The sequence below is a fragment of the Bradyrhizobium sp. A11 genome, from assembly GCF_042077125.1.
GTDB classification, from domain to species: domain Bacteria; phylum Pseudomonadota; class Alphaproteobacteria; order Rhizobiales; family Xanthobacteraceae; genus Bradyrhizobium; species Bradyrhizobium japonicum_B.
The window spans coordinates 388,448-414,851 of record NZ_CP149509.1 but is presented as its reverse complement, the minus strand read 5'-3'; the positions used below and the strand labels follow the sequence as shown (position 1 = coordinate 414,851).

Below are 26,404 nucleotides of genomic sequence, written 5' to 3'. Positions count from 1 at the left end.
GAAGACCGTGGGCACGGCGCTTCGCGCCTTTGCCCACCCTACGGCACCGCGCCCGCGGCCTACACCGACACCGCGTAGATCTCGTACTCCCCGCGCACCAGCTCGATATGCGCGCGCATCGCGGCGGCCGCGCCCTGCTTGTCGCCGCGCATGATGGCGACGACGACGCGGTCGTGCTCGGCATGCGATTTTGCCAATCGGCCGAGATTGCGAAACTGGGCGCGACGGAACGGTTGCACGCGGACGCGGGTGGCGAGCGTAATCTCGGCGATGTAGCCGTTCTGTGAACCGGCATAGATCGCGTTGTGGAAGCGTTCGTTGACCTCGTGAAAGCGATCAGGGTTGCCGGTGTAGCTCAGCACGCGCAGCTCTTCGTGGATGGCCTCCAGGCCATGGCGCTCGCTAGCTGCCATGCGCTCGGCCGCAAGGCCGGCGCACAGCGCCTCGAGCTCCGCCATCGCCTCGAACATGCTCGTCAGCCGCTCGATCGAGGGCTGCGCCACCACCGCGCCGCGATGGGCGCGCGCCTCGACGAGGCCGCTTGCCACGAGCTGACGCAGCGCCTCGCGCACCGGCGTCCGCGAGACGTTGAAGCGGCGCGCGACGTCGGTCTCGTCCAGCGGCGCACCGGGCGCGAGGGCGCCGCGCACGATCTCGTCGGCGAGCTGCAGCCGCAGCTCCTCGGCGCGCGTGACCTTGTGCACGCTGGGCCGCGCCCGGTCGACGCGAGGCACCACCGGCTCGGCCGGCGCTGCCCCCTGCGGAAGATCGTCGAGCGTCATGCGGTCTCTTTCGGCTCGTCGATGACGCTGACATGGGCGGCGACGACACGCCATCCCTCGGGAAAGCGAATCCAGGTCTGCATCTGCCGGCCGACCTTGCCGGGCGCGGTGTCGCGATAGAACAGGGTGGAGGCGACCGCGGTGTCGCGGCCATAGCTGGTAATGACCGTCCTGGCCGTGCGGCGATTCAAGCCGACGGGCGAGCGTGCGGCACGGAAGCCGCTGATCGCCGCATGGCCATAGAGGTTCTCGCCGATGCCGTAGCGCAAGGTGCGGGGATCGTTGCGGAAGAGCTCGCCGAGCACGGCGACGTCGTTGCTGACGAGGGCCTGCTCATAGCGATCGAACGCGGCTTTGACTTCCGCGATGACCTCGGGGAGATCGATCTCCATCTCAGATTCCTCTCGGCGACGGCGCGGCGACCACGCCCATCTTTTCCAGGGCGTAGGCGACGCGGAGCGCAATGTCCTCACGCCAGGGCGCGGCGATGATCTGCACACCGATCGGCAACGGCTCAAGCGGCACCGGGACCGCCACCACCGGGAGGCCGATGAACGAGATCGGCTGGGTGTGGATGCCGATATTGGCGCGCACCGGCAGCTCGACGCCGTCGAGATTGAAGTTCACCTGGCCGAGCTTCGGGGCCGTGCAGGGCGTCGCCGGCGCCAGCAGCACGTCGACCGACTTAAAGATGTCTGCGAGCTGCGCGCGATACCAGCGGCGGAATTTCTGGGCGCGGTCGACCAGCGGCGCCGGCACCATGGCGCCCGCGATCAGCCGGTCGCGCACCGCCGGATCGAAATCGTTCGGTCGCTTGCGCAGGCGATCGAGATGCAGCGATGCGCCTTCGGTCGTGGTGATGACATAGGCCGCCGCGCGGGCACGGGCGGCCTCGGGCACGTCCACGACCTCAGTTGCGCCGAGCGCCTTGGCGACGCGGCTGACCGCTTCGACGGCTTCCGGGAACACGTTCTTCTGGAAGTAGCCGCCGGCAATCGCGATGCGCAGATCCGACACCGGATTGGCGATCAGCGGCAGCGTCGGCTCGAGGCCGCGCGTGGTGCAGGCGCTGTCCTCCGGGTCCGGCCCCTGCATGACGTCATAGGCGAGCGCGAGATCGGTGACGGAGCGTGCGAACGGGCCGAGATGGTCGAGACTCGCGACGAACGGGAACGAGCGCGCCCGCGACAGCCGGCCATAGGTCGGCTTCAGGCCGAAGATGCCGCAGAACGACGACGGCACCCGAATCGAGCCGTTGGTGTCCGATCCGAGCGCGATCGGCACCAGCGCGCCGCCGACGGCGCTGCCCGAGCCGCCGGAGGAGCCGCCGGTCATCCGCGTCGTGTCGTGCGGATTGCGCGAAGGGCCGTCATGGACGTTCTCGCCGGTGAAGTCGTAGGCGTATTCGCCCATGTTGAGCGCGCCGACGAGAACGGCGCCGGCGGCTTCCATGCGCTCGATCAGCGTGGCGTCGCGGCTGGCGGGTGCGAGATCGCGGTTGATCTTGGAGCCGGCGCGCGTCGGCAGACCCGCCACGTCGAACAGATTCTTCACGGCGAAGGGAACGCCGGCGAGCGGGCCGGCTTCCTTGCCTGCGGCGATGTCGGCATCGATCGCGCGTGCCTTGGCGCGGGCGCGATCGGCGGTGATATCGGTGAAGGAATTGAGGATGCCGTCATGCTGCTTGATGCGCGCGAGCGCGGCTTCGACGGCATCGAGTGCGGACATTTTGCGGGCCGCAACCGCGCCCGCGATCTGCGCGGCCGTCATCTCTGGCTTGCCGGTCATGGCAGCATCACGCGGTGAAGATCGGCGCCGGCTCGGTCTCGTCCGGCAGCGCGAATTCGTCGACCATGCGGCCGAGCCGCAGCGAGACTTCGAGGTTGGCGCGCACAGCGGGCCTCCAGGCTTCCTCGACCGGCAGCGCCAGCGCTTTCGATAATGCGTCGATATAATCGTCCAGCGGCTCGGCCATCACGCTCCCAAACAATCTCTCAATGCAACGGCGGATGCGGGATCGCCGTCAGCAGTTCCTTGGTGTAGTCGTCCTGCGGATCGCTCAAGACCTGCTCGGAAGAGCCCTCTTCGACGATCCGCCCCGTCCGCATCACAATGACACGATCGCACAACAGGCGCACCACATTCAAATCATGCGAGACGAACAGGTAGCTCATACCTAACCGCTGCTTCAGGTCCTGAAGCAGGTTCAGCACGACGGCCTGAACCGAAACGTCCAGCGCCGCGGTCGGCTCGTCCAGGATGACGAGCTTTGGATGCAGCGCGATGGCGCGGGCGATGCCGACGCGGGCCTTCTGGCCGCCGGACAATTGGTGCGGGAAGCGGTCGAGCAGATTGTGCGGCAGGCCGACCATGGTCGCCAGTTCCTCGCAGCGGACGCGCAGCGCGTCGCGTCCCCTGACGTCGCCGAGCTGCATGATCGGGTCGGCGATGGCGCGGGCGGCGGTGAAGCGCGGGTTGAGGCTGTCGGTGGGGTCCTGGAACACCATCTGGATGCGGCTGCGCTGCGGCAGGCGGGCGAAGGCGGATGGCGCGATGCCGGAAATGTCCTCGCCGTCGAACCGGATCAGGCCGGAGGTCTGGTCCAGGAGCCGCATCACCATCATCGACGTGGTCGATTTGCCGCAGCCGGATTCGCCGACCAGCCCGACGCTCTCGCCATGGCCGATCGCAAAGCTGATGCCGTCGACGGCACGGAACACGTCGGGTTCGATCGGAGGCTTGCGGCTGAACAGTCTTCCGAGCACGGCGGTGGCGCCCTGGCGGGGATATTCCTTGACGAGCTTGTCGACGAGAAGGAGGGGCGTCTGCTCCCTCGCCCCGCTTGCGGGGAGAGGGTCGGGGTGAGGGGGACTCTCCGCGAGCACGGTGCTGGGAGAGCCCCCCTCACCCGCCACGCTGCGCGTGTCGGCCTCTCCCCGCGCGCGGGGAGAGGCGAAGGACGCCGCTGCGCTCGTATCCTCCTCCGGCAACAGATCCCGCAAGCTCACCCCCAGCCGCGGCGTCGCGCGCATCAGCTTCTTGGTGTAGGGGTGCTGCGGGTTGGCGAAGATGTCGGCGGCCTTGGCGGTCTCGACCACGCGGCCCTTCTCCATGACGACGACGCGGTCGCAATAGGCAGCGGCGAGGCCGAGATCGTGAGTGATCAGGATGGTCGACATCGCGCGGCGCCTGGTCAGCTCGACGATCAGATCCATCACCGCCTTCTGCGTGGTGACGTCGAGGCCGGTGGTCGGCTCGTCCGCGATCAGGAGCTGCGGATTGCAGGCGAGCGCGAGCGCGATGACGACGCGCTGGCACATGCCGCCGGACAGCTCGAACGGATAGGCGTGATAGCGCTCGCGCGGGCGGGCGATCTTGACCTGCTCCAGCGCCTCGATCGCCTTCTCGCCGCGATCGCTAACCTGGGCCTGCTGCACATGGGTGCGCAGCACGTCCTCGATCTGGTCGCCCACTTTCCGGATCGGATTGAGCGCGGCGCGCGGATTCTGGAAGATCATCGAGACTTCGCGGCCGCGCAGGTCGCGCATCTGGTCTTCGCTCGCCGCCTTGACGTCGATGCCGGAGAACATCACCGAGCCCTCGGCGATCCGCCCGGCGCGGTCGAGGATGCGCATCACGGCATAGGAGGTCACTGACTTGCCGGAGCCGGACTCGCCGACGATGGCGAGCGTCTCGCCCTTGGCGACGGAAATGTTCACGTGCTGCACGGCTTTGACGATGCCGCGGCGGGTGGTGAATTCGACCGTGAGGTCCTGGACGTCGAGCAGCGGCTGGGCGGTCATGCAGGCCTGCCGTCACTCAAAAAGTGCGAAAACAACCCCATGCACAGTAGAACAGCGTTGGAATCGTTGGAGAATTTCTGGCGGAAATTTGCCATCATGTCCTCCGCTGGGGATCGACGATGTCGCGGAGGCCGTCGCCGAGGAGGTTGAAGCAGAACACGGCGATCATCAAAGCGAGGCCGGGGAACAGCGCGATCCACCATTCCCCTGACACCATGAAGCCGGCGCCCTCGGCGACCATGATGCCCCATTCGGCGGTCGGCGGGCGCACGCCGAGGCCGATGAAGGACAGGCCGGCGGCGTTGAGAATGGCGTAGCCCATGGTCAGCGACATCTGCACGATCATGATCGGCATGATGTTCGGCAGAATGTGCACCAGCAGGATGCGGAATTCGCCGTTGCCGGAGAGGCGCGCGGCCTGCACGAAGCCGGCGTTGCGGCGGACATTGGCCTCGGCGCGGGCGACGCGGGCATAGAGCGGGAAGTTGACGATGGCCGTGGCCAGGATGATGTTCTGCACGGTGTTGCCGAGCGCGGCGACGATGCCCATCGCCAGCACGAACAGCGGAAAGGCCATGATGGTGTCGGCGATGCGGCCGACGATGCGGTCGGTCCAGCCGCCGAAGTAACCGGCCGCGATGCCGGCGAGGCCGCCCATCAGGAACACCAGCGCGACCGAGGCGACCGCGATGAAGGTATCGAGCCGCGTCGCCACGATGACGCGGCTGAAGATGTCGCGCCCGAGCTGGTCGGTGCCGAACCAATGCGCCGCCGACGGCGGCTTCAGCGCCGCCGCGGTGTCCGAGGCGAGGGGATCGTACGGCACCACGTAGGGGCCGAAGATCGCGGCAAGGAGGATCAGGATCAGCAGCGCGAAGGCAAAGCCGGTGACCTTGTTCTCGCCGAGAACGTAGCGGGTCTGGTCGAGGATCGCCGACAGCCCGGACGTGCGGGCGGGACCGACGGGTTCGACAGCAGGCGCAACCGAGCTCATCACCTAGCCCTCCAACCTGACGCGCGGATCAATCACGCCGTACAAAATGTCGATCACGAGATTGAGCAGCACGTACATCACCGCCATGGTCAGCACGAAGCCCTGGACCGGCGCGAAGTCCGATGCGATCAGGGCTTCCACGGCGTAAGAGCCGATGCCGGGCCAGGCGAACACTTTTTCCACCAGCACGTTGGCGCCGAGCAGGAACGAGAACACCATGCTGAGCGTGGTGATGACGGGCAGCATCGCGTTGCGGAAGGCGTAGGTGACGATCACGGTCGCGGGCGACAGGCCGCTGGCGCGCGCGGTGCGGACGAATTCGGATGCCAGCACCGCCAGCATCGAGGCGCGCGTCATGCGCGCGATCGGGGCCAGCGAGAAGATCGCAAGCGTCGTCGCCGGCAGGATGAGCTGGCTCAGTGCCGAGCGGAAGGCCTCGAGGTCGCGCGCGATCAGCGTATCGATCAGGTAGAAGCCGGTCACCGTCGGCGGCGCGCTGTAGAACACGTCGAGACGCCCGAGCGGCGCCGGCGACCAGCCCAGGCGGAAATAGAAGACATAGACCAGCACGAGGCCGGTGAAGAACACCGGCAGCGAGACGCCTGCCGTCGTCGTGACCCGGCAGAGATGGTCGATCCACGACCCCGGGCGCGTCGCTGCCAACACGCCGAGCGGAATCGCGATCACGACCGAGACGATCAGGCCGAGCAGCGTCAGCTCGGCGGAGGCCGGCAGACGGTTGCGGATCTCGGCCGCGACCGGCTGTCCCGTGGTGAGCGAGCTGCCGAAGTCGCCATGGGCGAGATCATTGGTGTAGCGGAAGAACTGCTCGATCAGCGGCCTGTCGAGACCGAGCTTCTTGCGGATCTGCTCGACGGCCTCCTTGGTTGCGGCGGGGCCGGCGAAGTAGGCGGCGGGATCGCCAGGCAACGCGCGCGTCAGCAGGAAGGTGACGATGACGACCCCGATCAGCGAGGGAATCGCGAACATCAGGCGCTTGCCGATCATGGTCAGCATGGGGTGCTCCTGCGCGTGTTGCGCACGCCGCCGGCCGCACACGCCGCTGCGTTCCCTCCCCCCTTGCGGGGGAGGGCTAGGGAGAGGGGTGGCCCCGGGAGAGGTCTGAGTTCGTGGCTACCCCTCTCCCCAACCCTCCCCCGCAAGGGGGGAGGGAGCCTGAAGAGCGTGCCCGCGCTACTCGGGAGGACAGCCAGCACTGTTGGCCCCATGCCGCCTCACCCCTTCGCCATCGCGCGATAATCGAGCCTGCGGTGGAACCAGTATTGGTAGCCGCTGATGTTCTTCTGCATCGCGACGTTGACGAAGGGCTGATAGAGCGGAATGCGCGGGATGTCGGCGAAGGCGAGATCGACGAAGCCCTTCACGTCCTTGTCGTAGGCCGTCTTGTCTCCGGCCGCGGCCGCCGTGCGCGCGCCGTCGATCAGCTTGTCCATCTCCGCCGACTTGTAGCTCATGGTGTTGAAGACGGAATTGTTGCCGTGATAGCACCAGTAGAAGAAGTATTCGGGGTAATCGAGCCAGCCTGAGAACACGTTGGTGAAGAGCGGCATCTCCTTCTTGTTCAATTCGGTGCGCCAGTTGGCGCCGGGCACCTTGTTGATGGTGGTCTTGATGCCGATCTGGGCGAGGCTCTCCTGCACCAGCACGCAGAGCGGCTCGTTGACGCCGGCGAAGTTGAGATCGAACGAGATCGTGGTCTCGAACCCGTTGGCGTAGCCGGCCTCCGTCAGCAGCGCCTTCGCCTTCTCCATGTCGGTGTTGAACTTGTGCGGCTGCGGCCAGGCCACCTCGGTCGGCTTGTCCTTGGGCGCCCCGAACATCGGATTGGCGAGGCCGAACATCACCGCGTCCATGATCTTCTGATAGGGCAGCGCGTAGGCCACGGCCTGGCGCACCCTCGGATTGTCGAAGGGCGGCTTGGTGACGTTCATGCCGATATACTGGATGCCGTTGGAGAACGGCAGCGACACCACGTTGAGCTTGCCGTTGGCCTTCATCTCCTGAAAGTCCTTGTTGGGCAGCTCGTAGGAGATATCGGCATCGCCGCGCTCCAGCAGCGCGCGGCGGTTGCCGGCCTGCGGCACCATGCGCCAGATCACGCGCTTGATCTTCGGCAGCGGACCGCAGACCCAATCGTCGTTGCGCTCCATGATGACTTCGGTGCCGGCGGTCCACTTCGTCACCTTGTAGGCGCCGGAGCCCGCGGTCTGCTGCTTGGTGAATTCCAGACCCCACGGGTCCTTCTCGCTGGCATGCTTCTTCACCAGCTCGGAATTGACGATGCAGGGCACGATCACGGCGAGGTCGGGGATCGTCAGCTTGTCCTTCTTCAGGAAGTCGACCCGCACCGTGTGGTCGTCGATCACGACGAACTGCTCCGGCTTGGTCAGCGAGCCCGCGCTCATCTGGAAGGTCGGGAAGCCGCCGACGCTGACGGCGCGGTCGAGCGACCACTTCACGTCCTTGGCGGTGACGGGCGTGCCGTCGTGGAATTTGGCGTTCTTGCGCAGCTTGAAGGTGACCGACATGTCGTCGATCTTGAAGTCTTCGGCGAGCTCGCCCTTGAACTTGTCGCGGTCGTAATAGGGCACCCCGCCGGGGCCGCTCTTCATCTCGTGGCTGATCAGGCGGTCGTAGCAATTCCAGGACACCTCATAGCCGGGCACGTTGGTGCCGACGCCGTGGATGTCGAGATTGTTGGGGCCGCCTTCCGAGACGATCAGCAGCGTCTCCGAGCGGGCGTCGGCATAGGCGGTGGAGATCACCGACGGCATGGCCGGAAGCGCCGCCCCGGCGGCCAATCCGGAAACGGACTTGAGGAAATCGCGGCGCTTCATGAAATGCTCCAACACAAAGGTTTTGGTTGGAACCGGATTCGCAAGGTTCGTGCCAAGGCTTAACGAGACGTTACAAACCTGTAAGGCGCTGATATCGTTATATCTCTCCAATATTGCTGAAAGCCGCGAGGCTCGGCGGCGTAGTGAATTGCATACAAAGAACGTCATTTGCATATAAATTATGCAAGGAAACATCGCCGCTCGTTCGCGAGGCGGCAGAGGATGACCCTTTAGAGAACGTCCCGCTGCAGCTTCACCATCGCCGTCATTCCGGGGCGATGCGCAGCACCGAGCCCGGAATCCATCGGGCGGCAGCACGCGCCTGACAATGGATTCTCAGGTGCGCAATTGCGCACCATAGCTCGCGCTTCGCGGCGCCCCGGAATGACAGGGGAGGTTGGCGCTCAGCCCGGCCAGATCAGCTCCTGCAGCCCGACCAGATCGTCCGCTTGCTGCTGCCAGCCCTCGATGCAGATGTGGCTGTTGAGATCGCTGGCCCGGTGCAGCAGCATCAAGGCCATCAGCCGGCGCTTGAGCGCGAAATCGGGTTTTTGAATAGCCAAAGCCTTCGAGCAGGCTCCTCACCCGGCCCGGCCGGCCCGCCGCCATGAACGCGCTGGGACCGAGCAGGTCGTAGTCGCGCCACCCCGCCAGCACGTCGCCGAAGTCGAACAGGCCGGCAAGCGACCACTGGTCGTCATCGCAGGCGAGCGGGAAATTTTCCGGGATGTATTCGCCGATCAGGATCACCGGCGGCGCGTTCATCGGAATCAGCTCTGCTGCATCGCGCAGGAGATCGTCGAGCCCGGCGAGAAATTTTGGCGCAAGGCCGAGACGGGTGTGCCTGGCACGGCAGCCCTGCATCTGCCTCCGCATGAAGTCGTCCCAGCGCGGCTCAATCTGTGCGAGCGGTCCGAGCGGGACGCGCTGCACGGCCGCGATGGTCTCGCCGATCTGGCGCAGCACGCGCTCCTTCTGGACTTCCGCCAGCTGCGGCCAGACCTCCGAACCGAGCGTGCCTGATAGCCGCGTGATGATCAGGTAGGGCCAGCCGTCGCGCATCCCCTCCGCGACGATCTCGGGAATCGGCAGCGGGAGGCGGCCGGCGAGTTGCAACAGCGAGCCGCGCTCCGAGACGAACTGGGCACGAAGCAGCGGCGGGAAGATTTTCAGGATCAGCGTCTGGCCGAGACCGACGACGAGGTTGGTGCCGGTCGCGAACACATGCGGCGCGCTGGTATCGAGGCCGTGGCTGCGGGCGATGTCGAGCGTGATCGGCAACCAGCGCGATGCATCGGAGCGGAAGGCGCGGAAGCTTGCGGCGTCGGTGAGATATGGCAGCGTCATCGGGATCGCGCAGTGATGGGGGGGGCCCGTCATGCCCGGGCTTGCCCCGGGCATCCACGTTCTGCGGCTGCGGCAAGGCGTGGATGGCCGGGACAAGCCCGGCCATGACGCCGTGGAAGGATCATGCGCAAAGACGCTACCGCTCCGGACTGGCGCGCTCGAACTGGCGGAGCAGCTTGTTGCCGCGCTCGACGGCGGAATCCAGCGCTCCTTGCGCGCTCTTGTGGCCGGCAAAGGCCTGCTCCAGCTCGTCCTCGATCGCGCCGCGGATCAGGACGAAGGAGCCGAGCCGGATGCCCTTCGAATTCTCCGTCGGCGGATGCAGCGTGATCTCCTCGAACGAGATCGCCGAGCCCGGATTGCGCTCGTAGAAGCCTTGCGACCGCGTCAGCTCGAACGCGGCGCGGGTGATCGGCAGGTAGCCGGTGTTCTGGTGCCAGGCGGCCTGCACGCCGGGCTGCGCCAGATAGGCGAAGAAGCGCGCCACGCCCTTGTATTCCTCGCGCGGCCGGTCGCGCAGCACCCACAGCGTGGCACCGCCGATGATCGAGTTCTGCGGCGCGTCCTTCACGTCGGGCCAATACGGCATCATGCCGTAGCCGATCTCGAACTTGGAATTCGCCTTGATGTCGGCGCGCGTCGCCGAGGAGCCGATGAAGATGCCGCATTCGCCGCTCTGGAAGCGCGGCTCGGCCGCTTGTCCGCGGCCGCCATAGTCGAACACCTTGGTCTTCTGCCATTCGGCGAGCTGGGCGATGTGACGCACGAGGGTGGGATTGTTGATGGTCAATTCCGCATCCAGCCCGGCAAAGCCGTTGGCCCGGCTCGCCACCGGCAGATTGTGGAAGGCGGAGAAGTTCTCGACATGGATCCAGGACGGCCAGGACGTGGTGAAGCCGCATGCAGCGCCTTTGTCGCGCAGGCGCTTTGCAGCCAGCCCCAATGCCGGCCAGGTCTTCGGCGGCGCCTCGGGATCGAGGCCGGCGTCGCGGAACATGGTCTTGTTGTAGTAGAGGATCGGCGTCGAGGAATTGAACGGGAACGACAACAAATTGCCGGCCGCATCGGTGTAATAGCCGGAGACCGCGGGCAGGTAATCGGCGAGCGAGAAAGGCTCGCCTTGGTCCCGCATCAGGCTGAACACCGGGTAGATCGCGCCCTTGGCCGCGGTCATGGTGGCGGTGGCGACCTCGTTGACCTGGACGATCGCCGGCTGGCTGCGCGAGCGGAAGGCGAAGATCGCGGCTGTCACCGTCTCGGTGTAATTGCCCTTGTAGACGGGCACGATGCGGTAATCGGACTGCGAGGCGTTAAAGTCCGTGGCGAGCTTTTCGAGCTGCCGGCCAAGCTCGCCGGACATGGCGTGCCACCAGGCGATGTCGGTGGCGGCGCGCACGGGGGCGGCCAATGAAAGCGCCGCAACGACGGCAGCGAGCTGCAAGAGGCGTAAGGCTGACATCAGGATGGCTCTTCCCGGCCCGCGGTCAAGAAACGCGGCGGTCCTGCTTAAGGCGCGGCATCTCCGGTTTCAACCGGGAATGAACGGCGGCCGCGCCGCACAATCGGTCTGCAGGCTCACGCGGGATGGCCTTCCCTTGACCATCTGCTAGATTGCATTGAACCTTTTCCATCCGCCATAGACTCCACCACTGAGGGGTTGAGTGTGCCTGTGTTGAGCCGTGCCGAACTCTCGCGGACCGGGGTGATCTTCGTCGCGCTTCTGCTTACCGTCTGGACGACGGGCGCCGTTGCGCGCGAATTTCGCGCCGCCGACACCCAGACCGAGGATTACCCGACCGTCCAGGCGCTGCGTTACATGGGCGCCCTGATCGCCGAGCGCACCCAGGGCCGCCACGAGATCAAGGTGTTCCACTCCCGCCAGCTCGGCGAGGAAAAGGAGACCATCGAGCAGACCCGGGTCGGTGCGATCGACCTCAACCGGACCAACGTGGCGCTGATCGGCAACTTCGTTCCGGCGATGAACGTGCTCGCCATGCCGTTCCTGTTCCGGTCCATCGAGCACATGCAGAAGGTGCTGGACGGGCCCGTCGGCAGCGAGATCCTCGACAGTTTCGAGCCGTACGGCTTCGTCGGGCTCGCCTTCTACGATTCCGGCGCGCGGTCGATCTATAACGGAGTTCGCCCGGTTAAGACTCTTGCGGACCTCAGGGGATTGCGGATCCGGGTGCAGCAGTCGGAGTTGATGAGCCAGATGGTCCGCGCGCTCGGCGCCGAGCCGGTCGAGCTGCCCTATGGGCAGGTGCTGACCGGGCTCGCCAACCATCTGATCGACGGTGCGGAAAACAACTGGCCATCCTTCGTGACGACGGACCATTACAAGCATGCCGGCCACTACACCCTTACCGAGCACACGATGAGCCCCGAGGTCCTCGTGATCTCGCTGAAGGCTTGGCAGAGCCTGTCGCCGGACGACCGGAAAATCTTCCGGGAGGCCGCCCAGCGCTCCAGCCGGTTCATGCGCGAAAAATGGCGCGATCTCGAGGAGCAGTCGCAGCGCAAGGCGCAGCAAGCCGGCGTCACCATCATCAGGGATATCGACCGCAAGCCGTTCGAGGACGCGATGGCCCCGATTTACGCCAAGGCCGGCCGCGATGCCGCCGCGGCCGCGCTGATCGAACGCATTCGCAAGGTGGAGTGAGCCGCGTTGGCTGCGCTTGGACATCACGAGCACGCGGAACGGTCGCCCGGCCCGATCGGGCGGATGCGCGCGCGTCTGGTCGGGGTGCTGCGGGCAGTGCCGATCCGCTGGCGCATCCTGTCGATCGCCGCGCTGAACTCCGCCGTGGTGGTGGTGCTGGTCGCCATGATCTGGAACGGCGCGCAGGTGCTGGGCTCGGCCTGGGACGATGTCCGCCAGGTGCGCGAATCCGACCGCATCCTGGCGCTGCTCGAAAGCGAGACCGGACGGCTGCACAATCTGATCCACCGCTACATCAACCAGCCGAGCCCGGACCTGTTCGCCGAGATCCTGTTGCTGCGCGAGGCGGTGCTGGGCACGTTGTCCAACCGCGCCGCCAAGGACCCGATGCTGTCAGGCTCGGTCGAGGAGCTGGAGCGCACCACCGACCGCTTCCTCAACGGCTTCGGCGAGCTGCGCGGCCTGCAGGCCACCATCGCGAAGACCTATGAGGAGCAGGTGCAGGGCCCGGCCCGGGACATGGCGGGCCTCTACTCCATCATCGAAGGCGCCACCGGCCACCGCGATGCGCTGATCTGGCCCTCGCTCGGAAAATCCCGCGAGGCCTTCACCGCGATGCTGGTCGCCGCCAATTCCTATTACCTGTCGCTGTCGACGGGCGCGGCCGACGACGCGCGCCGCAACACCGAAACGATCGAGAAGACCATCCCCGTGATGATCGATCTCGCCGACAACGACCTCCAGCGCATGGCGCTGCAGCGGCTCGGGGCCCGCACCGCCGCGCTGCGCGAGGGTTTCGCCAAGCTGTCCGAGCAGCTTGCGAACCGCACCGAGCTCCTGCGCAACAGCATCGACGCCAGCCAGGCCGAGGCGATCGGCGCCATCGACGACCTCTCCACCAAGATGCGCCAGCGCGAGCAGAAGGCGCAGGCGACCTTTGACCGCACGCTGGCTGATATTTCGCGGCGAGTGTTGTCGATCGCGGTGATCTTCCTCGGCATCATCCTCACCGCCGGCGTGATGATCGCGCTGTCGATCCGGCTGCCGCTGCAGCAGATCATGACCGCGATGCGCGCGATCACGCTTGGCGACCTCGACCGCGAGGTGCAGGGCACCAAGGCGCGCGACGAGGTCGGGGCGATGGCGCGCGCGGTGGAGGTGTTCCGCGAGAACGCCATCGCCAAGCGCCGGACCGAGGACGAGCTCCGCGCCTCCAAGGAAAAGGCCGAAAGCGCGCTGCTCGAGCTCAACACCGCGCAGCAGAACCTGATCGACGCCGAACGGCTGGCGGCGCTCGGCGGCCTCGTCGCCGGCGTCGCGCACGAGGTCAACAACCCGATCGGCATCAGCCTGACGGTTGCCTCGAGCTTTGCCCGGCGCACCGAGATCTTCGAGGCCCAGCTCAGGGGTGAGGGCGGCCTGCGCCGTTCGCAGCTGGAAGAATTCGTGCAGTCCTCGCGCGACGCCTCACAGCAGCTGGTCGCCAATCTCCAGCGCGCCGGCGAGCTGATCCAGTCGTTCAAGCAGGTTGCGGTCGACCGCTCCCATGCCGAGCGGCGGCAATTCTCGCTCAGCGAGGCCACCGACCAGATCATCGCCAGCCTGCGCCCGGTCTTGAAGCGCTCGCCGATCACGCTCGAGGTCGACGTGCCCGAGGGGCTGCTGCTCGACGGCTACCCGGGCTCCTATGGCCAGATCCTGACCAATTTGTTCCTCAACGCCGCCAACCACGCCTTCGCCGACGGGCGCGCCGGCACCATCACGATCTCGGCGCGGCCACGCGGGGCCGAGGATATCGAGATCATCTTCACCGATGACGGGGCCGGCATGACCCCGGACGTGCAGCGCCAGGCCTTTGACCCTTTCTTTACCACCCGGCGCAATGAAGGCGGCACGGGACTCGGCCTGCATATCGTCTATAACCTCGTCACCCAGCAGCTCGGCGGCCGCATGATGCTGGAATCCAAGCTGGGACAAGGCACTACTTTTCGCATTATCATGCCCCGCATCGCCAAGGGCGGCGCGCAAAGCACAGAAATTGACGGGACTTCTCAATGGCCGAACAGGACGATGTCCTCCACCTGATCGACGACACCGGTACCGCATCGGAGGATGCCAACGCCCGGAAATGGAAGATCGCCGTCATCGACGACGATCCGGCCGTGCATGACGGCACCCGTTTTGCTCTGTCCGATTACAGCCTGAACGGCCAGAGCCTGGAGATCCTGTCGGCCTATTCCGCGGCGGAAGGCCGCAAGCTGATGGCCGAGCACAGCGACATCGCCGCCGTGCTGCTCGACGTCATCATGGAGACCGACGTCGCCGGCCTCGAGCTGGTCGAGTTCATCCGCAACGAGATCAAGAACGAGACCGTCCGCATCATCCTGCGCACCGGCCAGCCCGGCCAGGCGCCGGAGCGGCGCGTGATCGTGCAGTACGACATCAACGACTACAAGGCCAAGACCGAGCTCACCGCCGACAAGCTGTTCACCTCGCTGACCGCGGCGCTGCGCTCCTATCAGCAGCTCGAGCGCATGGTGCAGACAAGGCGCGGGCTCGAGATCATCATCGATGCCGCCTCGACGCTGTACGACTTCAAGTCGATGCAGCGGCTCGCCGAAGGCGTGCTGACCCAGCTCGCCTCGCTCCTCAACGTCGACTGCGCCGGCATCTTGGTGCTGCGCGACAATGGGGGCCTCGACCCCGAGCTCTCGGTGCTCGCCGGCAGCGGCTGCTATAGCCGCTTCATCGGCACCACCACGTCGAAAGCGCTCGATCCCGATCTGCGGGCGATGGTGGAGGCCGCGTTCCAGCGCCGCAAGAACGAGTTTGCCGACCATCGCAGCGTGATCTATCTGCGCACGGGCTCGGGCCGCGAGGTGGTGGTGCTGCTGCAGGCCGAGCGCGAGCTGTCCGAGACCGACCGCTCGCTGGTCGAGATCTTCTCAAGTCGGCTCTCGATCGCCTTCGACAACGTGATCCTGTATCAGCAGCTGCAGGACGCCAACACGCAGCTGGAGGACCGCGTCGCCCAGCGCACGCGCGCCTTGATGCAGGCCAACCGCCGCCTCTCGGCGCAATGGCTGCGGCTGCAGCGCGCCAACGGCTTCAAGAACGAGATCCTGGGCACCGTCGCCCACGACCTGAAGAACCCGCTCGGCGTCATCCTCGGACGCACCGAGATGCTGAAGGAACTGATCTCGACCGGCGCCTCGCAAAGCGGCGTGGTCGCCCAGGTCGACCACATCCGCGACGCCACCAAGCGCCTGACCACGATGGTCGACCATCTCATTTCGGACGCGATGGCCGACGCCTTCGACATCACCATCCGCCGCGAGCCGGTCGACGTCGCCGCCCTGGTCAAGGAGGTCGCCGAAGCCAACCAGCCGCTCGCCGTCAACAAGCAGCAGGCGATCAGCGTCACCGCGCCGGCCAACATCGTCACCATGTGCGACACCGACCGCATCCGCGAGGCGATCGACAATCTCATCAGCAACGCCATCAAATACTCGCCGATCGGCGGCAGGATCGACGTCGCCGTCAGCCATGAGGGCGGCGACACCATCGTGCGCGTCAGCGACGAGGGCGCCGGCCTGTCGCCGGAGGATCTCGGCCGCCTGTTCGGCCGTTTCCAGCGGCTGTCGGCCAAGCCGACCGCCGGCGAGAGCTCGACCGGGCTCGGCCTCTCCATCGTCAAGCGCATCATCGACATGCATGGCGGCGAGGTGACCGCCAACAGCGGCGGGCCCGGCCAGGGCTCGACCTTCACCATCACCCTCCCCGCGACCGAAATGCCGTGATCAAGCCGCCATGACCCAAAGCCAGCACATCATGATCGTCGACGATGAAGCCCCGGCCCGGGAGATGGTCGGCGATTATCTCAAGATGCACGGCTTCACCGTGACGCTGTGCGACGGCGGCAAGTCGCTGCGCACCGCGATCCAGGGCAGCATGCCCGATCTCGTCGTGCTCGACCTCAACATGCCCGAGGAAGACGGGCTCTCGATCATTCGCGACCTCAAGAGCCGCATCAACGTGCCGGTCATCATGCTGACGGCGACGGCGAGCCCGATCGACCGCGTCGTCGGGCTCGAGCTCGGCGCCGACGATTACGTCGCCAAACCCTGCGAGCTGCGCGAGCTGATGGCGCGCATCCGCTCGGTGCTGCGCCGGAGCGTGCCGGCCAAGGCGGCCGCTCCGGAGGCGGCGGCGAAATCGGACAAGGAGCAGCTGGTGCGCTTCGGCACCAAATGGCTCGATCTCGAAGCCCAGGCCTTGCGCGACGACGAGGGCAACGAGCATCCGCTGACCGCATCCGAGTTCGGGCTGTTGAAAGTGTTCGCGGCCAATCCGAAGCGCGTGCTGTCGCGCGAACGCCTGCTGGAATTGGCCAATGCGCGCGACGCCGAAGCCTTCGACCGCGCCGTCGACCTGCGCATCATGCGCATCCGCCGCAAGATCGAGCCCGACCCGGCCAAGCCGGCCGTGATCCGCACCATCCGCGGCGGCGGCTACCTGTTCTCGCCGCAGGGCGAGAAGGCGTAAGGGCGGCACACCCACCGGTGCCGTAGGGCGGGCAAAGCGGAGCGTGCCTACCACCTCTGTAGGCACGTGAGAGAAACGTAGGCACAGCGCTTTGCGCTTTTACCCACCCTACGAGACCGCCCATCCTGGCTGCAGGCGCCCGCAACGGCGCAATGTGCTTTCGCGGCCGAACGCAAATCGCCGGGATTCGTTCCGTGACGTCCCTGTCCGCCCGCGAATCCCCGCCCCCGTATTTTCCGTACATTGAAATTCCACGCTTTTTTGCTCCGAATGTTTCGTCGTGCCCCTTCCGACGAAACAATTTGGCGGCGCACGAAACCATTTTCCGCTTTTCGTGCAGACGTCCCGAAACGTTGGCTGATTAACACTTTGGTCCAAGGAAACGCCGCTCGGTTGCGGCGCTACGGGGAGCCAAGTCCATGCCGAACGTCATCGCCATCAACGCCCAAGCCAGCCAGAGCATCATCGCCGCTCAGGCGACCTCGGACGACATGCTCCTCGAGAGCATTGCCGACGGCAACCGGACGGCCATGCACATCCTTTATTGCCGGCACAATGTGCGGGTGTACCGCTTCATCCTGCGCATCGTGCGCGACGCCACCGCGGCAGAAGACCTCGTCAGCCAGGTGTTCCTGGACGTGTGGCGGACCGCCGGCCAGTTCCAGGGCCGCTCGCAGGTCTCGACCTGGCTGCTCTCGATCGCCCGCTTCAAGGCCCTGACCGCGATGCGCCAGCGCCGCTTCGAGGACATCGACCAGGAGGACGTGCGCCAGATTCCCGACGGCAACGATACGCCCGAGACCTCGCTCGACCGCAGTGACACCAGCGCCATCCTGCGCGCCTGCGTGCAGAAGCTGTCGCCCGCCCATCGCGAGATCATCAACCTCATCTACTACCACGAGAAGTCGGTGGAGGAGGTCGGGCAGATCATCGGCATTCCCCAGAGCACGGTGAAGACGCGGATGTTCTACGCCCGCAAGCAATTGGCCGAATTGCTTAAAGGCTGCGGCGTCGAGCGCTTTGCCGCCTGAAGCTCAGGTATTTCAATGGGATAGGACCTCAAATTGGTCCTTTCCAGGACACGGAAGTGTTACCGCCCGCGAAACAATTGAAACAAAGCACAACATCAGGCGGAAAAACTTCCCCCCTATAAAGCTCACATACGGTTTTGCTTAAACCTCCCAAGGACCTCCAACGACCCGGACGGGATGCCCCCCTCCGGGTCGTTTTGTGTTTGGGGCTTGTCGGCGTCCCCGGGTGAGGCGGTCATTACGCTCTTATTCCCTCCCCCTCGCGGGGAGGAAGCGCAAATGCCGCCGCGGCTGACAGGCTGCCTTTCAAAGCCCCTGCTCCCACGCCAAAGAGCCGGCCGTCACGAAGCTGTGACGCTCCGTAACGACCGCCTTCTCCATCCCGAACTGCCCTCGTGACCTCCCCCCGCGAGTGCGCCATGCTCGAGCTAGTCTTCGCTTTCCTTGCCGGCATTCTCACCATCGCCGCGCCGTGCACGCTGCCGATGCTGCCGATCCTGTTCGGCGCCTCGATCGGGCGCGCGGGGCATTGGCGCCCCGCGATGATCGCGCTCGGCTTCGTCGTCTCTTTCTCGGCCGTCGCGCTGCTGCTCGGCGCGCTGACGCGGCTGTTCGATTTCGATCCGAGCGTGCTGCGCGAGGCCGCCTCGATCCTGCTGCTCGGCTTCGGCCTGTTGATGCTGTGGCCGGCGCCGTTCGAATGGCTGTCGAGCCGGCTCAATGGCTGGCTCGATCTCGGCAGCGCAGGCGGCGCGCAGCGCGAGGGCGCGCTCGGCGGGCTGATCCTCGGCACCACGCTCGGTCTGGTCTGGACACCCTGCGCAGGGCCGGTGCTCGGCTCGATCCTGACACTGGTTGCGACGTCGAAGAATCTCGGCTGGGCCGGCACGCTGCTGATCGTCTACGCCATTGGCGCGGCGATCCCGATGCTGGCGATCGCTTATGGCGGACAGGCCGCGACCGCGCGCGTGCGCAGCCTCGCGCGGATCACGCCGCGCCTTCAGCAGGGCTTTGGCATCGTCGTGATCGGCTTCGCGGTCGCCGCCTATTTCCAATACGACACGCTGATCGTGGCGTGGCTCACCGGCTTCTACCCGACCGGCCAGATCGGCCTGTGACCATCCAAGATTTCACCTGGAGGACGCTTCCATGACTTTCAAACTGCTCGCTGTGACCGCCGCCATCATCGGCATGGCCGTAACAGGCGCCGTCATCCCCGGCCTCTGCGGCGAGGCTGCGCGCGCAACGCCGATCACCGTCGCCGCAGCAAGCCAGCAGGCCGCGCCGGACTTCACCGGCATCAACACTTGGTTCAACTCCAAGCCGCTCAGCCTCGCCGAGCTCCGCGGCAAGGTCGTGCTGGTCGACTTCTGGACCTATGGCTGCGTCAACTGCGTCAACACGCTGCCGCACGTCACCGAGCTCTACGCCAAATACCGGGACAAGGGGCTCGTCGTGGTCGGCGTGCACACGCCGGAATTCCCGTTCGAGCGCTCGGCTTCCAATGTGCAAGCCGCGCTGAAGCGTCACGGCATCACCTATCCGGTGGCGCAGGACAACGATTCCAGGACCTGGAACGCCTACCGCAACCAATATTGGCCGGCACAGTACATCATCGACCAGAGCGGCAAGATCGTGTTCCAGCACGCCGGCGAAGGGGCTTACGACCAGATCGACCGGACCGTGGCAAAGCTGCTCAACGCCGGCAGCTGATGCAGCGCGGGCCTCGCGCGGCGGGTTTCAGTTGCCGGCCTTGTTGCTTGACTCCGTGGACCCGTCCGTGGAGTTTCGCGAGCGACGGAATCAGCCGCCCGCAATGGACGCGAACACCAGCACCGATATTCGCCTTCGTGAAGGCTCTTCGATCGCGCAGCGGCTGGTGATGTCCGCCTTTGCGGCGGCCGTTGCGCTGTGCTTCACGCCCGGCCTGTTCACGCACGACACGCTGGAGATCATCATCTCCGTGGTTGCGCTGCTCGTCGGCGCGGGATTCGTCGTCGGCATCATGATGGCGCCGGCCGTGGTGTGGATCATCACGGCGAACGAGATCCTGATCGGGCGGCAAAGTCCGTTCGGCAAGCTCCGCACGCGGGTCGTCGGAAAAGACGACATCACGGCGTTGCAGGTTCCCGGCAGCAAGCGGATCAAGGCGCGCTTCCAACTCGTGTTCACGCTGGCTTCGGGCGAGCGCCTGACATCTCCACCGATCTCGGACGTCACCCATGTTCGCGACACCGTGGCGCGGATCGCGGCGCAGTTCGAGGTTCCTAATGTCGAGGAGCCCGTCAATCCGCTCGACGCCAGCAATCCCGAGATGCATCTCGGCGAGCCGCTCGAGGCGTTTTCCGCGCGGGACATCAGGATCGTGGCGCTGATCGCCGTCGCCTTGTTCGCCCTGCCCTACGCCTACAAGCTGTGGCGCGGATGGCCGCCCAGCCATGTCGACATCCTGCTACTGCCGCTCGGTGCGCTCGCGGCGTTCGCGGTCTACAGATATGCCAACCTCCTGACCGGTGCGTTTTGGGTCATTGGGCAAGGCGATATACGCGTCGAGCGGTTGTGGGGCGACGGCACCCCGCGCGCCGATCATATCGAGGGACCAGACGTGAAGACGATCACCGTCGAGCGCCGCGGCCGCTCCGAGGACGAACATTGCATCGTCACCATCCGGTTGCGCTCGGGGCGGAGGTTTCGCAGCCCCCGCATCGGATCGCGGGCCGAAGCGCGCGCGGTGGCGACCGAGATCGTGCGGCGGCTGGGAATCGCGCCGGAGAGCAACAAGATCTGACGCTACGGCCTGGGAGCGATCTCGCCTGTGGCCATCCTTCGAGACGCCCGCCGTTGGCGGGCCCTCAGGATGGGGACCAGGTGCGCGGCACCAGTTTCAACGAGCACCAATGCTGCTGAGCCTCATCCTGAGAAGACCGCGAAAGCGGTCGTCTCGAAGGACGAGGCGCGCCCAGGTCTCGCAAAGCGCCATATGCGATAACCCTGACCTTGCCGGGGAGGGAGCGCACTACCGCTGCGGCGACGATCTATGCTTTTCGCGCCATCCCCTGATTGTGGCATTGCCGGGCACGGTCAAGAAACCGTAGGTATTCTCGTGACATATCGAGGCGGCACGCCATCAACTTGCCATGAACTTGCCCCTCAGGTTTGATGGCTTTGAATGATTTGCGCTGTGGCAGCGGGGAGAGATTGAAATGGCGGATTTTCGTCACCTGACCGGAATATGCGTGGCCGCGATCGGCCTGCTCCTGTCCGCACCGCAAGGCTTCGCCCAGCAGCCCGACCGCGGCGACGAGCCGGGCCTGATCGCCGATGACGGTTACCAGCTCGAGCCGGAATGGCAGAAGCAGGTGGTCTACTTCCGCACCACCGAGCCGCCGGGCACGATCATCGTCTCGACCGCCGAACGTCACCTCTATCTGGTGCAGCCCGGCGGGCGCGCGATCCGCTACGGCATCGGCGTCGGCCGCGACGGCTTCCAGTGGCAGGGGCTGGTGACCATCACCAACAAGAAGGAGTGGCCGGACTGGACGCCGCCGCCGGAGATGATCCAGCGCCAGCCCTATCTGCCGCGCTTCATGGCCGGCGGCCCCGGCAATCCCTTGGGGGCCCGCGCCATGTATCTCGGCACCACCGTCTACCGCATCCACGGCACCAACCGCCCCGACACGATCGGCACCAAGGTGTCCTCGGGCTGCTTCCGCCTCGTCAACAACGACGTCGCCGATCTCTACGACCGCGTCCCTGTCGGCACCAAAGTGGTCATCCGGCAGAAGCCTGAGCTCTGAGAGATACGATACGAGCATGATCTCTTCGGACGCCCGCGTCGCGCCTTGCCGGCGCGGCCTGTCCGGATCAGGATCACGCTCTCCCGCCCTCGCCTGATTCCTTCCCGATTTTTCGAGAGAACAACATGATGCGCACTTTTCGTGGCGGCCTGCTGATCGGGCTCGCGGTCGCCGTGCTGGTCGCCGTCCTCGCCATCATCTATGAATTCTACGACACCCGCACGCTGAAGCGCACCGTGCGCCGCGGCGAGGTGCTGTGCGGCGTCAACAAGGGCCTGCCGGGTTTCTCGATCCCCGACGACAAGGGCAACTGGACCGGTTTCGACGTCGATTTCTGCCGCGCGGTCGCCGCCGCGATCTTCAACGATCCGGGCAAGGCGAAGTTCGTTCCGCTCGACGCCAACGAGCGCTTCAAGGAGCTGCAGAGCCGCAAGGTGGACATCCTCTCGCGCAACACGACCTGGAGCATGGCGCGCGAGCTCGACTACGACCTGTATTTTCCGGCAGTGGCCTATTACGACGGCGTCGGCTTCATGGTGCCGCGCGCGCGCAACAAGGAGACTTCGCTGGAGCTGGCCGACAGCAAGATCTGCGTGCAGAACGGAACCACGACGACGCTCAACGTCGCCGATTACTTCCGCGTCAACAACATGAAGTATGAAGAGGTGAAGTTCGACAAGCTCGACGACGTCGTGAAAGCCTACGACACCGGCAAATGCGACACCTTCTCCGCCGACGTCTCCCAGCTTTATGCGCTGCGGCTGAACCTCTCGAAACCCGGCGACCACATGATCCTGCCGGACATGATCTCCAAGGAGCCGCTCGCCCCCGTCGTGCGCCAGCGCGACGACGATTGGATGATGATCGTGAAGTGGACATTGTATGCCATGATCAACGCCGAGGAACTGGGCGTGACCTCGGAGAACATCGACGAGGCCTTGAAGTCGAAGAAGCCGGAAGTGATGCGCCTCGTCGGCACCGAAGGCCGTTACGGTGAGCAGCTCGGCCTCACCAAGGACTGGGCCGCCCGCATCATCCGCCACGTCGGCAATTACGGCGAGATGTACGACCGCAACATCGGCGAGAAGTCGAAGCTGAAGATCCCGCGTGGCATGAACCAGCTGTGGAATGCCGGCGGCGTGCAGTACGCGCCGCCGATGCGGTAGGAAGGCTCTCTCTGGTGTCGTCCCGGCGAACGCCGGGATCCATACCGCGTGATCTATCGCTAGGCGCAGGGACAGTACCGGAGAGACTCTCTAACTTCGAGCCTTCGTCAAACTACTCCCTGGGGTTATGGGTCCCGGCGTTCGCCGGGACGACAGCCGGGTTGAGGCACCATCCTGCTGCCCCTTGAGGCCGTGCTCAATACCCCCGCGCGCGGGCCAGCTGCTCGGTATGGTAATTGGCGTCGCCGAACAATTCCTCGCACACCCTTGCGCGCTTCATGAAGAAGCCGATGTCGAACTGGTCGGTCATGCCCATGCCGCCGTGCATCTGCACGCCTTCCTGCACCGCGCGCGTGGCGGTGGTGCCGGCGCGGGCCTTCGCCACTGCGACGCTCGATGCGGCCTTGGCGACGTCGGCGTCCAGCGCCTGCAGCGCCTTCATGGTGGCGGCGCGGGTGATTTCGATGTCGACATAGAGCTCGGCGGCGCGGTGCTGCAGCGCCTGGAATTCGCCGATCAGCTTGCCGAACTGCTTCCTGTTCTTGAGGTACTCGACGGTGCGGCCAAAGACTTCGTCGCTGAGGCCGACCATCTCGGCGGCGACCGCGCCGCGGCCGATGTCGAGCACGCCGTCGAGCAGAGCGGCGCCCTGGTCGACCTCGCCGAGCACGCCGTCGGCATTGACTTCGACATTGGCAAGCTCGATCCGCGCAGCATTGTGGGCGTCGACCATGATGGTGCGCTCGATCGCAACGCCCTTGGCCTTGGGGTTGACCAGGAACAGCGTCAGGCCGTCACGCTCGCCGGCCGAGCCCGCGGTGCGCGCGGCGACGATGAAGAGATCGGCGACGTGACCGTCGACCACCAGCGCCTTGGCACCGGAAAGCTTGAAGCCGTTGCCGGCGCGCACGGCCTGCAGGCTGGTCTGCAGTGGACGATGCTTGGCGCCCTCGTCGATCGCGAGCGTTGCAAGCAGCGAGCCGCTCGCGATCTTCGGCAGGTAGTCCGATTTCTGCGCGGCATTGCCGCCACGGTTCAGCGCCGAGGCCGCCACCACTGAGGTGGCGAGGAAGGGCGACGGCATCAGGGTTCGGCCGATCTCCTCCATCACGATTCCAGCTTCCATGAAGCCAAGCCCGCTGCCGCCGAATTCCTCCGGCACCAGGAGGCCGGCAAAACCCATTTCGGCGAAGGAATGCCAAAGCTCCTTGGAGAAGCCGGTGGGGTCCTTGCTGTCGCGCAGATGCCGCAGGTGCGACACCGGCGCCTTGTCGCTGATCAGCCCGCGCGCGGAGTCGCGGAGCATCGATTGTTCTTCGGTGAGGACGAGAGCCATGTGCGTGTTTCCGATTCGAAATCTGTTTGTTGTCGTCATTCCGGGATGACCCGAGGAGTCAGACCCGGAATCCATCAGGCCGCATGTATGCCGTGAGATGGATTCCGGGCTCGCGCTTCGCGCGCCGCGGAATGACGGGTGGTGAGAGCGTGTTCACGCCCCCGGCAAATCCAGGATGCGCTTGGCGACGATGCCGAGCATAACCTCGGAGGTGCCACCTTCGATCGAGTTGGCCTTGGTGCGCAGCCAGGCGCGCGGACGGGCGCCCTGCCTGGAGCGCTCGCTCTCCCATTCCAGCGCGTCGACGCCGCCCGCCGACATCAGGATCTCGTGGCGGCGCTTGTTGAGCTCGGTGCCGTAATATTTCATCGCCGACGAGAACGCCGGATGCGCCTGCCCGGCCTTGGCGAGATCGACGGCGCGCTCGGCGCAGGCCGCGAGGGCGGCTTCATCGACGTCGAACGTCGCGATCCTGCCGCGCAGCATGGCATCGTCGAGCCGCCCCAGCGCATCGGTGCCGACGGTATCGGCCGCGATCTGACCGAGCGGACGGCCGACGCCGCGCTCGCCCATGCCTGAGATCATCGCGCGCTCGTGCTGCAGCAGATATTTCGCGACGTCCCAGCCGCGGTTGATCTGTCCCACCACGTGCGATTTCGGCACGCGGACGCCGTCGAAGAAGGTTTCGCAGAACGGCGAATAGCCGGAGATCAAGAGGATCGGCTTGGTCGAGACGCCCTTGGACGTCATGTCGAACAGGATGAAGCTGATGCCGTCGTGCTTCTTGGCCGCGGGATCGGTGCGGACCAGGCAGAAGATCCAGTCGGCGTAATTGGCGTAGGAGGTCCAGATCTTCTGGCCGGTGATGATGAAATCGTCGCCATCGCTCTCGGCGCGGGTCTGGAGCGAAGCGAGATCGGAGCCGGCGTTCGGCTCGGAATAGCCCTGGCACCAGCGGATCTCGCCGGCCGCGATCTTCGGCAGATGCTCCTTCTTCTGGGCCTCGTTGCCGTACTTCAAGAGCGCCGGCCCGAGCATCCAGATGCCGAAGCTCGACAGCGGCGGCCGCGCGCCGATCCGCGCCATCTCTGCGCGCAGCACCTTGTGCTCGGCCGCGCTGAGGCCGCCGCCGCCATATTCCTTGGGCCAGTCCGGCACGGTCCAGCCCTTGTCGCGCATGCGCTCGAACCAGATGCGTTGCGGCTCGGACGAGAACTTCGCGTTGCGGCCGCCCCAGAACACGTCGGCGTCCGACGTCGCGGGCTTGCGCATCTCCGGGGGACAATTGGCTTCCAGCCAGGCGCGCGTCTCGGCGCGGAATGTTTCGAGCTCGGCGGATTCAGTGTCGCTCATGGTCGTTTCCATCAATCGCAATCGACTTGTTGGCGAGGACTCTGGGCCAAGCTCCCGCGGAATTCAACCACTTCCGCGCCCCGCATTCCGCTATAGTCCGCGGCGAGGACGGTGCTTGAAAACAAAGAGGAAACGACGATGCGCCTGAAACTTCTTTCGCCTGGCGAAATGAACGAGAGCCAGCGGCAGACCTACGACGAGTCGATTGCCGGCAAGCGCGGCAAGCCGCCGGCGCCGATGATGGCCTGGCTCAACAGCCCGGAGATGGCGCGCCACGCCACGCGGCTCGGCGAGGTGCTGCGCTTCGACACGATCTTCCCGGCAAAACTCTCGGAGATCGCGATCCTGGTGACGGCGCGGCACTGGACCGCGCATTACGAATGGTACGCACATAAGCGGCTCGCGCTCGCCGGCGGCATGGACCCTGGCGTCATCGACGCCATCCGCGACCGCCGCACGCCCGACTTCGACGATCCCAAGGCCAAGATGATCTACGATCTCGCGAAATCGCTGCACGAGGGCCACGGCGTCGAGAAGGGCCTCTACGACGAGGCAATCAAGCTGCTCGGCGAGCGCGGCGTGATCGAGGTGATCGGCCTGTGCGGCTATTACACGATGGTGTCGATGACGCTGAACACGTTCGAGTTCGAGCTGCCCGAGGGCGAGGTGAAGGAGCTGAGCTAGAGCGAGTGACGTCGCGGCATTGCTGAAGCAGCGGGAGGGATGATCTCCG

The 26,404-nt window shown here is 65.7% G+C and carries 22 protein-coding genes and 1 pseudogene; 11 read left to right on the top strand and 12 right to left on the bottom strand.

The genetic code is table 11. The features are described 5' to 3' along the window. Window positions 1–59: 59 nt before the first annotated feature. The 10 genes and pseudogenes from WI560_RS01825 to ugpB form a co-directional block, all read right to left on the bottom strand. A complete protein-coding gene (locus WI560_RS01825) occupies window positions 60–782 on the bottom strand; it encodes a GntR family transcriptional regulator (RefSeq protein ID WP_375306662.1) in 723 nt (240 codons plus the stop codon). Next, window positions 779–1,174 carry an oxalurate catabolism protein HpxZ gene (hpxZ, locus tag WI560_RS01820; protein WP_257179351.1) on the bottom strand — a complete coding sequence of 132 codons (396 nt, stop codon included), beginning with the start codon at window positions 1,172–1,174 and terminating at the stop codon, window positions 779–781. Before hpxZ ends, WI560_RS01825 begins: the two co-directional genes overlap by 4 nt. A gap of 1 nt (window position 1,175) precedes the next feature. Beyond that, on the bottom strand, window positions 1,176–2,570 hold the full coding sequence (locus WI560_RS01815) for an AtzE family amidohydrolase (protein WP_375306661.1): 1,395 nt from the start codon (window positions 2,568–2,570) through the stop codon (window positions 1,176–1,178). A gap of 7 nt (window positions 2,571–2,577) precedes the next feature. Beyond that, window positions 2,578–2,757 (bottom strand): DUF4089 domain-containing protein, encoded by a 180-nt coding sequence (locus WI560_RS01810; RefSeq protein ID WP_194404923.1) that lies wholly within the window; start codon window positions 2,755–2,757, stop codon window positions 2,578–2,580. A gap of 19 nt (window positions 2,758–2,776) precedes the next feature. Then, complete coding sequence (locus tag WI560_RS01805; protein WP_375306660.1) at window positions 2,777–4,585, bottom strand: dipeptide ABC transporter ATP-binding protein; 1,809 nt, start codon at window positions 4,583–4,585, stop codon at window positions 2,777–2,779. Between the two features lie 94 nt (window positions 4,586–4,679). Next, window positions 4,680–5,579 carry an ABC transporter permease gene (locus tag WI560_RS01800; RefSeq protein WP_257197518.1) on the bottom strand — a complete coding sequence of 300 codons (900 nt, stop codon included), beginning with the start codon at window positions 5,577–5,579 and terminating at the stop codon, window positions 4,680–4,682. Window positions 5,580–5,582: 3 nt separating this feature from the next. Beyond that, the gene (locus WI560_RS01795; RefSeq protein ID WP_375306659.1) at window positions 5,583–6,596 is read right to left on the bottom strand and encodes an ABC transporter permease; all 1,014 of its coding nucleotides are present in this window, start codon (window positions 6,594–6,596) and stop codon (window positions 5,583–5,585) included. Window positions 6,597–6,814: 218 nt separating this feature from the next. Further along, the gene (locus WI560_RS01790) at window positions 6,815–8,437 is read right to left on the bottom strand and encodes an ABC transporter substrate-binding protein (RefSeq protein ID WP_375306658.1); all 1,623 of its coding nucleotides are present in this window, start codon (window positions 8,435–8,437) and stop codon (window positions 6,815–6,817) included. A gap of 404 nt (window positions 8,438–8,841) precedes the next feature. Continuing rightward, window positions 8,842–9,784 (bottom strand): annotated as a pseudogene (locus tag WI560_RS01785) (aminoglycoside phosphotransferase family protein). A gap of 136 nt (window positions 9,785–9,920) precedes the next feature. Continuing rightward, window positions 9,921–11,243, bottom strand: a complete 1,323-nt coding sequence (ugpB, locus tag WI560_RS01780) for a sn-glycerol-3-phosphate ABC transporter substrate-binding protein UgpB (RefSeq protein WP_375306657.1) — start codon at window positions 11,241–11,243, stop codon at window positions 9,921–9,923. A 204-nt stretch (window positions 11,244–11,447) separates the two neighbouring features. Between ugpB and WI560_RS01775 the strand changes: the two genes are divergently transcribed. The 10 genes from WI560_RS01775 to WI560_RS01730 all read left to right on the top strand — a co-directional run bounded on the left by WI560_RS01775 (window position 11,448) and on the right by WI560_RS01730 (window position 22,982). Further along, a complete protein-coding gene (locus tag WI560_RS01775) occupies window positions 11,448–12,443 on the top strand; it encodes a TRAP transporter substrate-binding protein (RefSeq protein WP_375306656.1) in 996 nt (331 codons plus the stop codon). 63 nt (window positions 12,444–12,506) lie between these two features. Next, window positions 12,507–14,528 (top strand): ATP-binding protein, encoded by a 2,022-nt coding sequence (locus WI560_RS01770; RefSeq protein WP_375308971.1) that lies wholly within the window; start codon window positions 12,507–12,509, stop codon window positions 14,526–14,528. Next, a complete protein-coding gene (locus tag WI560_RS01765; protein ID WP_375306655.1) occupies window positions 14,498–16,243 on the top strand; it encodes a DUF3369 domain-containing protein in 1,746 nt (581 codons plus the stop codon). Before WI560_RS01770 ends, WI560_RS01765 begins: the two co-directional genes overlap by 31 nt. 10 nt (window positions 16,244–16,253) lie before the next feature. Beyond that, window positions 16,254–16,988 (top strand): response regulator, encoded by a 735-nt coding sequence (locus tag WI560_RS01760; RefSeq protein ID WP_375306654.1) that lies wholly within the window; start codon window positions 16,254–16,256, stop codon window positions 16,986–16,988. 419 nt (window positions 16,989–17,407) lie between these two features. Next, window positions 17,408–18,019 carry a sigma-70 family RNA polymerase sigma factor gene (locus WI560_RS01755; protein WP_126257197.1) on the top strand — a complete coding sequence of 204 codons (612 nt, stop codon included), beginning with the start codon at window positions 17,408–17,410 and terminating at the stop codon, window positions 18,017–18,019. 419 nt (window positions 18,020–18,438) lie between these two features. Beyond that, entirely contained in the window at window positions 18,439–19,137 is a 699-nt protein-coding gene (locus tag WI560_RS01750) for a cytochrome c biogenesis CcdA family protein (RefSeq protein WP_375306653.1), read from the top strand. 31 nt (window positions 19,138–19,168) lie between these two features. Next, window positions 19,169–19,732: a redoxin domain-containing protein gene (locus WI560_RS01745; RefSeq protein ID WP_375306652.1), complete on the top strand. Its 564-nt coding sequence runs from the start codon at window positions 19,169–19,171 to the stop codon at window positions 19,730–19,732. 103 nt (window positions 19,733–19,835) lie between these two features. Further along, complete coding sequence (locus WI560_RS01740; RefSeq protein WP_375306651.1) at window positions 19,836–20,807, top strand: hypothetical protein; 972 nt, start codon at window positions 19,836–19,838, stop codon at window positions 20,805–20,807. 415 nt (window positions 20,808–21,222) lie between these two features. Then, window positions 21,223–21,816: a L,D-transpeptidase gene (locus WI560_RS01735; RefSeq protein WP_375306650.1), complete on the top strand. Its 594-nt coding sequence runs from the start codon at window positions 21,223–21,225 to the stop codon at window positions 21,814–21,816. A gap of 128 nt (window positions 21,817–21,944) precedes the next feature. Beyond that, window positions 21,945–22,982, top strand: a complete 1,038-nt coding sequence (locus WI560_RS01730; RefSeq protein WP_028133885.1) for an amino acid ABC transporter substrate-binding protein — start codon at window positions 21,945–21,947, stop codon at window positions 22,980–22,982. Between the two features lie 196 nt (window positions 22,983–23,178). Here WI560_RS01730 and WI560_RS01725 read toward each other — a convergent pair whose 3' ends face one another. Further along, window positions 23,179–24,318 (bottom strand): acyl-CoA dehydrogenase family protein, encoded by a 1,140-nt coding sequence (locus WI560_RS01725; RefSeq protein WP_375306649.1) that lies wholly within the window; start codon window positions 24,316–24,318, stop codon window positions 23,179–23,181. 153 nt (window positions 24,319–24,471) lie between these two features. After that, a complete protein-coding gene (locus WI560_RS01720) occupies window positions 24,472–25,671 on the bottom strand; it encodes an acyl-CoA dehydrogenase family protein (protein ID WP_257179334.1) in 1,200 nt (399 codons plus the stop codon). A gap of 138 nt (window positions 25,672–25,809) precedes the next feature. Here WI560_RS01720 and WI560_RS01715 point away from each other — a divergent pair, with 138 nt between their 5' ends. Continuing rightward, on the top strand, window positions 25,810–26,355 hold the full coding sequence (locus WI560_RS01715; RefSeq protein WP_375306648.1) for a carboxymuconolactone decarboxylase family protein: 546 nt from the start codon (window positions 25,810–25,812) through the stop codon (window positions 26,353–26,355). Window positions 26,356–26,404 lie beyond the last annotated feature (49 nt).